Genomic DNA, 12,457 nt, shown 5'->3' on the forward strand with positions numbered 1-12,457 from the left:
CCGGCACTACCTCATTCTTCCGGCGACGGCGGATTCGATGCCAGCAGTTCCAGATGGCGCTGTTCCATTTCCTGACGCAGCTGGCGGCGGATCTGCGCCGCGGCCTGGCGGCGCTTCTCGTCCGACGTCGCCGGCTGCAAGGGCGGGACCGGCGTCGGCCGGCCTTCCTCGTCCACTGCCACCATGGTGAAGAAGCAGCTGTTGGCGTGGCGCACGCTGCGCTTGAGGATGTCCTCGGCCACCACCTTGATGCCGATCTCCATCGACGAGGTGCCGGTGTAGTTCACCGAGGCCAGGAAGGTGACCAGTTCGCCCACTGCGATCGGCTGGCGGAACATCACCTGGTCCACCGACAGGGTGACCACGTAGCTGCCGGCATAGCGGCTGGCACAGGCGTAGGCCACCTGGTCGAGCAGGCGCAGGACGGCGCCGCCGTGGACCTTGCCGGAGAAATTGGCCATCTCCGGCGACATCAGCACGGTCATGGACAGCTGGTGGGTTTTGAGTTCGGTCGACATGCGGCGATTGTATCGGGCGCGCATCGCCCTTGTAGAGTCGAGCCATGCTCGACTGCATTGGCCTGGCCCGGAGGCAAAAAGAAAGCCGAGCATGGCTCGGCTCTACAGAAAGCGGAAGGGCCGCTTGCGCGGCCCTTCGTGTTTCTTACTTCAGCTTCGCATCGGCGCGCAGGGCGGCGGCGCGGTCGGTCTTCTCCCAGGAGAAGGCCGTGGCGCTGACGGTCTCGCCTTCGCCGTTGAGGTAGCTGAACTCCTTCGGCTTGCGGCCGAAGTGGCCATAGGCCGCGGTCTGCTGGTACATCGGGTGCACCAGGTCCAGCATCTTGATGATGCCGTACGGGCGCAGGTCGAAGTGCTTGCGGATCAGCTTCTCGATCTTGTCGTCGCTGATCTTGCCGGTGCCGAAGGTGGTGACCGAGATCGAGGTCGGCTCAGCCACGCCGATGGCGTAGGAGACCTGCACTTCGCAGCGGTCGGCCAGGCCGGCGGCAACCACGTTCTTGGCGACGTAGCGGGCCGCGTAGGCTGCCGAACGGTCGACCTTGGACGGGTCCTTGCCGGAGAAGGCGCCACCACCGTGACGGGCCCAGCCGCCGTAGGTGTCGACGATGATCTTGCGGCCGGTCAGGCCGCAGTCGCCCACCGGGCCGCCGATCTCGAACTTGCCGGTCGGGTTGATGTGGAACTTGGTGCCCTTGTGCAGCCACTTGGCCGGCAGCACCGGCTTGATGATCTCTTCGCGGACGGCCTCGATGAGGTCCTTCTGCTTGATGCCCGGGGCGTGCTGGGTCGACAGGACCACGGCGTCGATGGCCGAGACCACGCCGTTTTCATAGCGCAGGGTGACCTGGCTCTTGGCGTCCGGGCGCAGCCACGACAGCGGCGAGTTCTTCTTCTTGCGGATCTTGGCCTGCTGCTCGACCAGGCGGTGCGACAGGTGGATCGCGGCCGGCATGTAGCTGTCGGTCTCGTTGGTGGCATAGCCGAACATCAGGCCCTGGTCGCCAGCGCCCATTTCTTCCGGCTTCTTGCGATCCACGCCCTGGGCGATGTGCGGCGACTGCTTGCCGATCAGGTTCAGCACGCCGCAGGTGGCGCCGTCGAAGCCGACGTCGGAGCTGTCGTAGCCGATGTCCGTGATGACCTTGCGGGTCAGCGCTTCCAGGTCGATCCAGGCGCTGGTGGTGATTTCACCGGCGACAATGGCAACACCGGTCTTGACCATGGTCTCGCAGGCCACGCGGGCGCGCTGGTCCTGGGTCAGGATCGCGTCCAGCACCGCATCGGAGATCTGGTCGGCAACCTTGTCCGGATGGCCTTCGGAGACCGACTCGGAGGTGAAGAGATAGCTGGACATCAGGCGTAATATCCCTTGATTCGGATGGAAAGATGGGCGCGCATGATACACGGGGTGCGCCGCCTGTGCATTGTGAACCTGTACCGGTTGCCGGTGGTTAAGCCCGCGTAGGCCCGGCAAGGGCCGTCCTGACGGGATTGGGCCCCAGCCTCGAGGCCCAGTGTTCCACCAGCGTGACAACGGGCCGGGTGGCCAGGGGGTCGGTTGCGGCCCCGCTCCGGCAGGGTCGACCGTCATCGTTCTGCCCCAGAACCGCCATCTGGCTGCCGTCTGCCGGGCGCAGGCTGTCGGCCAATCCGGCCGCCGGGCATGAGTGGATCCGCCATGCAGGAACTTGAACAGCGTCTCCAGCAACGCTTTCCCGATTGGTTCCATGGCCGTCGTGGCCAGCTGGCGCGGCCGTTGCTGCGCAGCGTCGGGCGCTGGTCGCGGCTGGACCAGATCGAAGCTTTCCTGCAGCGCAGTGCAGGATTGCGCGGCTTCGGCTTCGTCGCCGCCGGGCTGGAGTTCATCGATGGCCAGTACCAGGTGGACCCGGCCGCGCTGGCGAAGATCCCGGCCACGGGCCGCCTGCTGATTGTTGCCAATCATCCGTCCGGGGCGCTGGATGCGCTGGCGCTGCTGGATGCGGTTGGCCGCATCCGCCGCGATGTGCGGATCGTGGCCAATGACCTGCTGGGAGCCATCGCGCCGCTGCAGGACCTGCTGCTGCCGGTGCGCATCCTCGGCGGCAAGGCACAGCGTGGCAGCCTGCACGCCGTAGAGGAAGCGCTGGCCGCCGAGCAGTGCGTGATCGTGTTCCCGGCCGGCGAGGTCTCGCGCCTCTCGCTGCGCGGTATCCGCGACGGTCGCTGGCAGCGGGGGTTCGTGCGTTTCGCCCGTGCCGCGGGCGCGCCAGTGCTGCCGGTGCGGGTGGAAGCACGCAATTCGGCGCTGTTCTACGGCGCCTCGACCCTGTTCAAGCCGGCCGGCACCGCGCTGCTGGCGCGTGAGATGTTCACCCGACGTGGCCGTCCGCTGCGCCTGTGCATCGGTGAGCCGATGCAGCTGGGCAAGGGCGGCGACCCGGGCGCGCAGCTGTTGGCTGTGCGCCGCGCGCTGTATGCGCTGGGCCGCAATGGCGCGGCGGGCGGTGCCGCTGCCGTTGCAGGCCCCGAGCCGCTGGCCTCCCCGGTGCCACCGTCGCGGGTTGCCGCTGGCATTGCTGCAGCCACCCAGCTGGGCCAGACCGCCGACGGCAAGCAGATCCTGCTGGCCACCTGCAGCGCCGATTCACCGCTGCTGCTGGAACTGGGCCGGCTGCGCGAACTGACCTTCCGCCAGGTAGGCGAGGGCACCGGTCGCAGCCGCGACCTGGACGACTACGACCCGCAGTACGAGCACATCGTGATCTGGGACGCGGCCGCACAGCGCATCGCCGGCGCCTACCGCATCATGCGCGGTGCGCAGGCGCTGGCCCGGCACGGCCTGTCCGGGCTCTACAGCGCATCGTTGTTCCGCTATTCCGACGATGCGATCACCCACATCGCCGAAGGTCTGGAACTGGGCCGCAGCTTCGTGGTGCCCGATTACTGGGGCAGCCGCAGCCTGGACTACCTGTGGCAGGGCATCGGCGCCTACCTGCAGTGCCGGCCCGGCATCCGTTACCTGTTCGGCGCGGTGTCGATCAGCGCGGCGCTGCCGCGCGATGCGCGCGAGCAGCTGGTGGCGTACTACCAGCGCTACTACAGCGGTACCGCTGGCCTGGCTGAATCGAACCGCCCGTTCCAGTACTTCGCCGCACCGCCGAGTTTCGGCGAGCTGGATGCAGGCGCCGCGTTCGATGTGCTGAAAGCCAACCTGGCTGCACTCGGCACCGGCGTGCCCACGCTTTATCGCCAGTACACCGATCTGTGCGAACCGGGGGGAGCGCGCTTCCTCGCCTTCGGCGTGGATCGGGACTTCAGCGATTCGATCGATGGCCTGATCGAAGTGGACCTGTGCGCGATCCGGCCGAACAAGCGCAAGCGCTACCTGCGCGACGCGGGGACGCCGGCATGAGCGCGCTGGCGAACCTGTCGCCACACCGGCGCGCAGTGTTCGTCTCCGATGTGCACCTGGGGTCACGTCACTGCCATGCCACCGAGCTGGCGCGGTTTCTCTCGCAGCTGCGCTGCGAACGGCTGTACCTGGTGGGCGACATCATCGACCTGTGGTGGATGGCCCATCGCCGTGCCAACTGGCGGCAGTCGCACAGCGAAGTCATCCAGGCCCTGCACGCACTGCGCCGTGCCGGCACCGAGATCATCTACATTCCCGGCAACCACGATGCCTCGCTGCGCCAGGTGTGCGGGCTGATGCTGCCGGCGATGCAGGTGCGCCGCCGCGCCATCCACGTGACTGCCGATGGCCGCCGGTTGCTGGTCGCGCACGGCGACGACTACGACGGCGTGACCCACTTCGGCGGCCTGCAGGAGAAGTTCGGCGACTGGCTGTACTACCGCATCCTCACCGGCAACCAGGCGCTGAATGCAGTGCGGCGCCGGCTGGGCATGCGCTACTGGTCGCTGTCGGAATTCCTGAAGAAGCGCAGCGGCGCGGCCGAACGCTACATCGAGCGCTTCGTGCAGGCCGGGCTGGACGACGTGCGCCGGCGCGGACTGGATGGCATCGTCTGTGGCCACATTCACCGCGCTGCGTTGATCGAACGCGATGGCCTGGTCTATGCCAACGACGGCGACTGGGTGGAGAGCCTGACCGCATTGGCCGAAGACCATGATGGCGCGCTGCGCCTGCTGGACCACAACGGCCAGACTCTGGTGGAGCTACCGGGCGCGCGCATGTCGCAGGCGGCGTAACCTGCCTTTTGTAGAGCCGAGCCCACGCTCGGCTTGCTGTTTGTTCTTCGTACAGACCGCGCTGCGCGCGCAAGCCGAGCGTGGGCTCGGCTCTACAAAGAACCCCCACAAACGTGTGGCCATCGCGCTAGCATCGGCCCATGGATTCCCTGACCCAGATCGTACTCGGTGGCGCCGTCGCCGCTGCCATCGCTCCGCCCGGCCATCGCCGTGCGGCCCTGCTTGCCGGTGCCGCGCTCGGCACCCTGCCGGACCTCGACGCGCTGTGGCTTGGCTTCACCGCCGCCGACCCGGTGGCGAACATGATCGAGCATCGCAGCTTCAGCCACTCGTTGCTGGTGCTGCCCTGGGTGGCTGCACTGATCTGGTGGTTGTTCAAGCGCTTCGGCAATGGCCGCGTCGCGCAGTCACCGGTGCGCTGGTTCTGGGCGATCCAGCTGGCGCTGGTCACCCATCCCGTGCTGGATGCGTTCACCGTCTACGGCACCCAGTTGTGGTGGCCGCTGCGGCCACATCCGACCATGGGTTCCAGTGTCTTCATCATCGATCTTGGCTACACGGTGTGGCTGCTGCTGGCCTGCGTGCTGGCCTGGTTTGGCCGCGCCCGCCCCTGGGCTGGCAAGGTGCTGGGTGTGGCGTTGCTGGTCAGCAGCGCCTACCTGGGCTGGGGCCTGATAGCAAAGGCCCAGGTCGACCGTGCTGCCCAGCAGAGCCTGGCGGCGATGGGCCTGGGCGATGCGCCGCGCTTCTCGGTGCCAATGCCGTTCAACACCCTGCTGTGGCGCGTGGTGGCGATGACGCCGAACGGCTACGTGGTGGGCGACCGCTCGCTGGTGGCTGACCATGGGCCGATGCAGTTCGAAGGCCATCCCTCCAACGTGCAGGCATTGCGCGAGGCGCAGGCGATTCCGGCGGTGCAGCAGCTGACGTGGTTCAACCGTGGCTTCATGCGTGCACAGGTGGTGGACGGGCGGCTGGTCCTGAGCGACCTGCGCATGGGGCTGGAGCCCGACTACACCTTCAACTTCGCCGTGGCCCAGCAGGTCGACGGGCAGTGGCGGCCGATCACGCCCGAGCAGGTGCGGACGGATTACAGCAGTCCCGCCGCGCGCGCTGATGCCGGTCGCCGGTTGGTGGCGATGTGGCAGCGGATCTGGCACGAGCCGGCAGCCGCCGCGCCCGGAGCTGCACACCCGTAGATCCACGCCATGCGTGGATGGCGCAAACAACAGCCACGCATGGCGTGGCTCTACTGCGGCTGGCGGTTGAGCTTGATCGAACGGTTCAGCACCTGGCGCGGCACGTTGGCGATGTCAAAGCCAACGAACGCCAGCAGGAACTGCAGCCCGGAGATCAGCGCGACCATCGCGATCATGATGGTACCCACCGGCGTGGCGACATCGGCCTGGGCCGACCGCACCCAGTGGTACAGCCCGAACAGCCCCCCGAAGGCGAGCAGGCTGCTGCCGGCGATCAGCTCCAGTGACGCGATGCTGAGGTCGCGCAGGAAATAGTTGTAGGCAATGCGCTTGAGCGTGTTGCGCAGGTGCTTGAAGGTGAACTCACCCAGGATGCGACCGATGCGCAGGTTGCTGGTTTCGTCGCCGTAGTGGGCATCCATTGCCACATCCTGCACGACCGCGCGCACGGTGTTCAGTCGGAACAGCATGTCGGTCTCGAAGAAATAACGGTCGCTGACCGCCTCGAGTTTCAGGTGGCTGGCGACCTTGGCATGGATGGCGGTGTAGCCGTTGGTCGGATCGAACACCTGCCAGTACCCGGACGAAGCCTTGGTCATGAAGGACAGCAGCAGGTTGCCCAGGCGCCGCACCGGGGGCATGCGGCGGATGTGGGTCAGGTTCCAGAATCGGTTGCCCTTGGTGTAGTCGGCATGGCCGTCGGCGATGGGTGCGACGAAGTCCATCAGCAGCGCCGGGTCCATCTGCCCATCGCCATCGACCTTGACCAGGATATCCATGCCATCGGCGATGGCCGCGCGGTACCCGGTCTTGATCGCGCCGCCGACGCCGAGGTTGTGCTGATGGAACAGCACGGTGATGCGCGGGTCGTTGGCTTCGGCCTGGATCAGGCGGCCGCTGCCGTCGGGGCATGCATCGTCCACGCAGTAGATCGCCGTTACCGCATCATCGATCGCCGCCAGCACGGACAGCACCTGGCGGGTCACTTTGTAGCAGGGGATGATCACGGCGATCCGTGCCGGCGCGGATGCGGAGGGCGTGGTGGTGGTCATCGGATTCATCGGGCTGGGTGGGCCAGCAGGGGTTTTGCCGGCAGTTCCACCAGATCCCCCTGCAGCACCCGTGGTGCGTCGCCCTCAGGCGCTACGGTGATGTGGTGGTAGCGGTTGAAGGTGAAGTTGAACGCCTCGTCGGACATCGATGGGAAGTACCGGCGGAAGTAATCCATCTGTGGCAGGTACAGCACATGGTTCACGGCGGGAATGCCAACACCCGGCAGGAGGCCCCCGAACCCGCCGGGAGCCACCAGCACGCCTTCGGTCGTGGTGGCTGAGCCTCGGGCCTGCAGGGAGTGCAGGACGGCAGTGCGGTCCATCGCGAAGATCGGGCCGGCCGGCTGCACCGGATTGAACAGGCCGTTGCCCAGCAGGTTGGCCAGTGCGGCGGTGGCCAGGACCAGGCTGGCGGCATGCGCCGACAGCTTTGGGCGGCGGGCAGCAACGGCCAGCCCCGCCAGGCACAGATAGGGAATGGCATCGGCAGCGCTGTGCAGGCGGCTGAACTGGCCTTCACCGAACAGGAACTTGGCCAGGCTGCCGACCATCAGCAGCGCCGCCAGAAGCAGCAGGCGCCAGCGCTGCAGGCGCACGCCGCAGTGCACCAGGATCATCGCGCAGGCGATGTTGAGCAACAGGCCGAAGGCCAGCAGCGCGCGCGCGGGGGGCACCATCGACAGGGTGGTCAGCTTGCCAACCACGGCGGGCACAGGCAGGAAGATCCAGCAGGCGATGAACAGCAGGCCGGCGGCCAGGATCAGTAGGGAGCTGCGGTGGCTTTTCGCCCATTCGCGCAGCCGTGTGCCATCGGCCAGCACCAGGGTGAACAGCGGCAGCAGGCTGCCCAGCACCGCGATTTCGCAATCGTTGGACGCCTTGAACAGCGGCAGCGGGGCGAACCGGTAGGTCATCAGGTTCGGAAAGAGGTGCGCGAGCAGGCTGGTCAGGCCGACACCGCCACCGGCGCTCTGGCGCTGGCCGGGGTACACCGTGTTGCGCACGATCGGGATGATGTCGTGGAAGTAGCCGACGAACACCGCCAGTGCAATCGCGCCTGCGATGGCGGCATCGACCAGACGTACAACGGTGATGGCATCGCGCCGGACCGCCAGCACCAGTACCGCCAGGGCCAGCACCGAGGAAATGATGAACGGCGGGTAGGACACTGCGATCAGCCATGCCGCCAGTGCATAGGCGCTGACTGCGATGCGCAGCGCGCGATGGCCGATGCCCAGCCATGCCACCGCAGCCCAGGGCGCCAGCGCGAATGCACCAGCATTGCTGGTCCACCAGACCTGCACGAACGGCGCGAAGAACAGCGTGGCCGAAACCAGTACTGCGGCCGGTGTCGGCATCCGCAGGTGGCGCAGGAGCAGAGCCCATCCGCTCAGGAAGGCCATGGCCATGAACATGAAGAAAAACGAATAGGCGTTCGCTGCAGGCAGCAGGAAGAACGCCCAGTGGTAAGGCTTGAACAGCAGCCCCCAGTCCAGCAGCGGCAGCGCCTGGAAGGTGCGCAGTGACTCGTGGTACGCCGAGTGCGCATTGACCTGCCCGAAGTCGTTGTTGACCGCGATCTGGATGTACGGCGTGAACACCATCCATTCGTCGGTGCGGATGTAGCGGGCGGTGCCGAGCAACGGCTGCTGTGGCGCCAGGCCCAGATACTCGTAGGCCAGCGAGTAGGAAGAAGGCGTCAGCGCGAACGCGACATACAGGATGCACAGCAGCGCCATGATCCCGGCAAGCAGGCGAACCTGGCCAGGTCGAAGCCCGCCCGTCTGGGCCGGGTCCTGGGCAGGGAAAGGCGTTCGGCCGTTGTCGTTCATCATGCTCCCGCAGGTCAGGTCCATCCGCGCGCGACAAGCTCACGCACCGATGCTCTGCTGCCGCACGGGGAGAGGCCCCGGCACGCGCCGTTCCGAGGCCGGGACTGCGGGATTCTAGCCGGTTGCCATCGCAGCCGCTGGCCGCCCTCGGGTGAGACCGGGCCTCAATACACCGTGGCGCGGCCCTGCACGAACGAATAGAAGAACACCGCGTTCGGATCGTTCTGCACCAGGCGGAACTCGCGACGCATGCCTTCCACGGTTTCCTCGTCCACCGAGCCGGCCTGCAGCAGCTGATCAGCGGCCGACAGCAGCAGCTGCTCCCAGAACGCGATCATCGTCTTGCGACGCGCCGGCTCGCGGTTGTCCAGGTGGATGGTCTTGATCTCGGTGTGCACGTCGCGGAAGCCACCGGCCAGCAGCAGGTTGCCCAGCTTGGCGCCGACGAACGGGTCGCCACCATGGTCGTACTGGAAATCGTTGAAGGCCATCCAGTAGCGCCAGATATGCGGCGAATACGGGTCGAGCAGGAACGAGGCGTTCATCACCTCGGTGATGTAGACCGGCGACCCCGGGGCCAGCACGCGGCGCACTTCACTCAGCACGCGTGCCGGTGACGGGACGTGTTCCAGCACCCAGCACAGGAACGCCGAATCGAAGCTGCGCGCCTCGAAGGGCAGTTCGCCGGCGTCAGCCTGTTGCAGGGTGTAGCGGTCGCTGCACCAGGGTGTGCGCGACAGGTTCCCGCGCGCGGTTTCCAGCTGGGTCTCGCTCAGGTCCACGCCGGTCACGTGCAGTTCCGGGAAGCGGCGCAGCAGGATCTCGGTCTGCGCACCCACGCCGCTGCCGACTTCCAGCAGGCGCCGCGCGCCGCTGTAGTCGATCTGGCCGAAGATGCTTGATTCCAGCAGCCGCGCCTGGGTCATCAGGCGCTGCTGCTCGGTGCCGGAGAACCCGTGCAGGTAGGTCGGGGAGGAGATCGGCGGGGTCATGACGGCGGGCTCTTGTAGCGTCGAGCTGGCTCGACTGTTCGGAAACGCGGGGCTGACGGCTCAGGCCGCCGAAGACAGCGCCGGTTCCCCGGCGATCAGGCGGTCGAAGTACTCGGTGGTCAGTGCGATCTGACTCTGCGGGTCTTCGGCACGGTTGACCACTGCGCGGAAAGCGGCGTTCTCTGGCCGGTCCTTGGCATACCAGCCCAGGTGCTTGCGCGCGATGCGCACGCCCTGGGGCTCGCCATAGAACGCATGCAGTGCGTGCAGGTGGCCAAGCAGGATGTCGCGTACTTCCGCCAGCGATGGGGGTGGCAGTTCCTCGCCGGTGGCCAGGTAGTGCGCCACTTCGCGGAAGATCCACGGCCGGCCCTGCGCCGAGCGGCCGATCATCACCGCGTCCACGCCGGTTTCCTTCAGGACGTAAGCGGCCTTCTGCGGCGAATCGATATCGCCGTTGGCGATCACCGGAATGCGCAGCGCGGCCTTGATCTCGGCGATGGTGCCGTACTCGGCCTGGCCGGTGTAGTGCTGGTCGCGGGTACGGCCGTGCACCGCCAGTGCCGCGATACCGCTGTCCTCGGCGATGCGTGCGATCAGCGGGCCATTGCGATGGTCGCAGTCCCAACCGGTGCGGATCTTCAGCGTGACCGGCACGTCCACCGCGTTGACCACGGCCTCGAGGATGCGCGCCACCAGCTGCTCGTCGCGCATCAGTGCCGAACCGGCCCAGGCGTTGCACACCTTCTTGGCCGGGCAGCCCATGTTGATGTCGATGATCTGCGCGCCGTGGTCGACGTTGTAGCGCGCGGCCTCGGCCAGCTGCTGCGGTTCGGTGCCGGCGATCTGCACGCTGATCGGTGCCGGCTCGCCGTCATGGTCCATGCGGTGGATCGACTTGCGCGTATTCCAGAAGCGCGGGTCGCTGATGGTCATTTCCGAGGCGGCCAAGCCTGCGCCCAGCCGTTTGCACAGCAGGCGGAAGGGCTTGTCGGTGACGCCGGCCATGGGCGCCAGCACGACGTTGGGGGCAATGGTGTACGGGCCGATCTGCATGCGCCCATTGTAGGGCGCGCGCGGCGGTACGGCCGTGCCAGGCCGGCCCCGGTTCAGGCCGATCGGCACCGACCTCATGCCGTACCGGCATCAGCAGATGCTTGACGGTTGCTTCCACCGCCCCCAGGGGCGGGCGATGGTGAGCGGCTACCCCAGGTCCTGCCAGGCCTGGCCGGTACCCAACGCGAAGGCCAGCCCCAGGCTGAGGCAGGCCAGTGAACTGACCACCCAGAAGCGCCGGCCGTTGTAGCCGGGACGGAGCAGGGCCAGCGTGAAGCCCATCGCCGCGCGCAGCAGCAACAGCAGGGCGATGCCCGACAGGACCAGACGGCTGGCCGGCAGCGGCGAATGCCAGCCCGCGGCTGCCAGTGCGTACAGCGTCCAGACCACCAGCACGGCAGTGATGCCGGCGGTCATCAGCGGTGGCCACCAATGCCCGGCCTGTGCCAGCCGGACCATGCGCTGGCCAGCACCGAAGTACCTGTACCACGCGGCGCCGAAGGCAATGCAGCCGATATGCAGCAAGGCTGCGATGGCACTGCCGGCGGCGGCAACCAGCAACCAGGGGAATCCGTCCATGTCCTGCCCACGCTGAAACGCTGCGCGGATGGTGGGTGAGGGGCAGGATGCGGGCAATGCGACCGGCAGTCGCAGCCGTTCGATGCGACCGCTGCTGAAGGCGCTGCGCTCAGCGCGGTGGATCGATCTGCAACCCGGCACCGAGACGGTCCAGGGCCACGTCCACGCGTGGCAGCCGTTGCCGACCCTGCAGCCACAGCAGGCGCAGCGGCAGGCCGCGGCAGTCCAGCGACGGCAGGATCGAGACCAGGCTGCCGCGCGCCAGCGCGTCATCGACCAGCCAGGTGGCCAGCTGCGCGATGCCGAAGCCGGCCTCGACCGCCGCCACCTGGGCCTCGGCGCTGCCAACCACCAGGCGCGCGCGGGCCTGCAGCGGTGTACTGCGCTGCCCGCCACCGGCCACCTGCCACGGCCCGATGCTGCCGTCCGCGCGTCCGAACAGCACACCGTCATGTCCGGCCAGCTCGGCGGCCGAGCGGGGCTGGCCATGCCGAAGCAGGTAGGCCGGGGAGGCGCAGAAGCGCAGGCATTCGTAACCGAGCAGGCGGCTGCCCAGAGGGGCGGGCAGCGGCTCGGGACCGCCGATGCGCACGGCGAGGTCGACGCCGTCCTCGGCGAGGTCGCTGAAGCGGTCGCTGAAGGTCACCTGCGGATGCAACTGTGGAAACTCGGCGGCCAGCTGCAGCAGCAACGGCCAGACTTTGAGGCGCCCGAAGGTGGCCGGCGCATCCACCCGCAGGCGGCCCACGGGCGCGTCTGCGTGCGCGACCAGCACCGACTCGGCATCGGCCAGTTCGCCCAGCACCCGCACGCAGGTGCGGTAGAAGCCCTCACCGGCCTCGGTCAGGCGAAGGCGGCGCGTGCTGCGTTCGAACAACCGCGCGCCCAGGCGTGCCTCCAGCCGTGCGATGGTCTTGCCCACCGCCGAACTGGTCAGGTGCAGGCGTTCGGCGGCGGCAGTGAAGCTGCCGGCATCGGCGGTGGCGACGAAGGCCTCGATGCCGCGCAGGCGCTCGGTGGGAAGCACGGGGAATT

Annotated in this window: 11 protein-coding genes; 3 read left to right on the forward strand and 8 right to left on the reverse strand. The window is 67.6% G+C overall.

Going from position 1 to position 12,457, the window contains the following annotated elements:
• Nucleotides 1–11: 11 nt before the first annotated feature.
• Together AC5P57_RS20930 and metK are read right to left on the reverse strand one after the other, a co-directional pair.
• Nucleotides 12–518 carry an acyl-CoA thioesterase gene (locus AC5P57_RS20930; RefSeq protein WP_099553699.1) on the reverse strand — a complete coding sequence of 169 codons (507 nt, stop codon included), beginning with the start codon at nt 516–518 and terminating at the stop codon, nt 12–14.
• A 145-nt stretch (nt 519–663) separates the two neighbouring features.
• Nucleotides 664–1,875, reverse strand: coding sequence for a methionine adenosyltransferase (gene metK, locus AC5P57_RS20935; protein WP_099553650.1), 1,212 nt, complete (start codon nt 1,873–1,875; stop codon nt 664–666).
• A 324-nt stretch (nt 1,876–2,199) separates the two neighbouring features.
• On the opposite strand from metK, the gene olsF reads away from it, so the two are divergent.
• From olsF to AC5P57_RS20950, 3 genes are all read left to right on the forward strand, one after another.
• Nucleotides 2,200–3,915: a bifunctional ornithine lipid synthase OlsF gene (gene olsF, locus AC5P57_RS20940; RefSeq protein WP_495219772.1), complete on the forward strand. Its 1,716-nt coding sequence runs from the start codon at nt 2,200–2,202 to the stop codon at nt 3,913–3,915.
• Nucleotides 3,912–4,712, forward strand: a complete 801-nt coding sequence (locus AC5P57_RS20945) for a UDP-2,3-diacylglucosamine diphosphatase (protein ID WP_099553653.1) — start codon at nt 3,912–3,914, stop codon at nt 4,710–4,712. Before olsF ends, AC5P57_RS20945 begins: the two co-directional genes overlap by 4 nt.
• Before the next feature lie 140 nt (nt 4,713–4,852).
• Nucleotides 4,853–5,911 carry a metal-dependent hydrolase gene (locus AC5P57_RS20950; protein ID WP_262234566.1) on the forward strand — a complete coding sequence of 353 codons (1,059 nt, stop codon included), beginning with the start codon at nt 4,853–4,855 and terminating at the stop codon, nt 5,909–5,911.
• A gap of 50 nt (nt 5,912–5,961) precedes the next feature.
• Here the strand turns inward: AC5P57_RS20950 and AC5P57_RS20955 are convergent, their stop codons facing one another.
• The 6 genes from AC5P57_RS20955 to AC5P57_RS20980 form a co-directional block, all read right to left on the reverse strand.
• Nucleotides 5,962–6,972 (reverse strand): glycosyltransferase family 2 protein, encoded by a 1,011-nt coding sequence (locus tag AC5P57_RS20955; RefSeq protein WP_099553657.1) that lies wholly within the window; start codon nt 6,970–6,972, stop codon nt 5,962–5,964.
• Nucleotides 6,969–8,702 (reverse strand): DUF7657 domain-containing protein, encoded by a 1,734-nt coding sequence (locus AC5P57_RS20960; protein ID WP_495219773.1) that lies wholly within the window; start codon nt 8,700–8,702, stop codon nt 6,969–6,971. Before AC5P57_RS20960 ends, AC5P57_RS20955 begins: the two co-directional genes overlap by 4 nt.
• 257 nt (nt 8,703–8,959) lie before the next feature.
• Entirely contained in the window at nt 8,960–9,787 is an 828-nt protein-coding gene (locus AC5P57_RS20965; RefSeq protein WP_099553661.1) for a class I SAM-dependent methyltransferase, read from the reverse strand.
• A 60-nt stretch (nt 9,788–9,847) separates the two neighbouring features.
• Nucleotides 9,848–10,843, reverse strand: a complete 996-nt coding sequence (dusB, locus tag AC5P57_RS20970) for a tRNA dihydrouridine synthase DusB (protein WP_099553702.1) — start codon at nt 10,841–10,843, stop codon at nt 9,848–9,850.
• 147 nt (nt 10,844–10,990) lie between these two features.
• Nucleotides 10,991–11,422: a hypothetical protein gene (locus AC5P57_RS20975; protein WP_262234572.1), complete on the reverse strand. Its 432-nt coding sequence runs from the start codon at nt 11,420–11,422 to the stop codon at nt 10,991–10,993.
• 109 nt (nt 11,423–11,531) lie between these two features.
• On the reverse strand, nt 11,532–12,449 hold the full coding sequence (locus tag AC5P57_RS20980; RefSeq protein WP_262234574.1) for a LysR family transcriptional regulator: 918 nt from the start codon (nt 12,447–12,449) through the stop codon (nt 11,532–11,534).
• Between the last annotated feature and the right edge of the window lie 8 nt (nt 12,450–12,457).

It is taken from the genome of Stenotrophomonas sp. YJH_SMC_79 (assembly GCF_059367995.1).

Bases quoted from the DNA above. Each gene is read 5' to 3' on its own strand.
- AC5P57_RS20930 (WP_099553699.1), bottom strand. From the start codon at position 518: ATGTCGACCGAACTCAAAACCCACCAGCTGTCCATGACCGTGCTGATG.
- metK (WP_099553650.1), bottom strand. From the start codon at position 1,875: ATGTCCAGCTATCTCTTCACCTCCGAGTCGGTCTCCGAAGGCCATCCG.
- olsF (WP_495219772.1), top strand. From the start codon at position 2,200: ATGCAGGAACTTGAACAGCGTCTCCAGCAACGCTTTCCCGATTGGTTC.
- AC5P57_RS20945 (WP_099553653.1), top strand. From the start codon at position 3,912: ATGAGCGCGCTGGCGAACCTGTCGCCACACCGGCGCGCAGTGTTCGTC.
- AC5P57_RS20950 (WP_262234566.1), top strand. From the start codon at position 4,853: ATGGATTCCCTGACCCAGATCGTACTCGGTGGCGCCGTCGCCGCTGCC.
- AC5P57_RS20955 (WP_099553657.1), bottom strand. From the start codon at position 6,972: ATGAATCCGATGACCACCACCACGCCCTCCGCATCCGCGCCGGCACGG.
- AC5P57_RS20960 (WP_495219773.1), bottom strand. From the start codon at position 8,702: ATGGCGCTGCTGTGCATCCTGTATGTCGCGTTCGCGCTGACGCCTTCT.
- AC5P57_RS20965 (WP_099553661.1), bottom strand. From the start codon at position 9,787: ATGACCCCGCCGATCTCCTCCCCGACCTACCTGCACGGGTTCTCCGGC.
- dusB (WP_099553702.1), bottom strand. From the start codon at position 10,843: ATGCAGATCGGCCCGTACACCATTGCCCCCAACGTCGTGCTGGCGCCC.
- AC5P57_RS20975 (WP_262234572.1), bottom strand. From the start codon at position 11,422: ATGGACGGATTCCCCTGGTTGCTGGTTGCCGCCGCCGGCAGTGCCATC.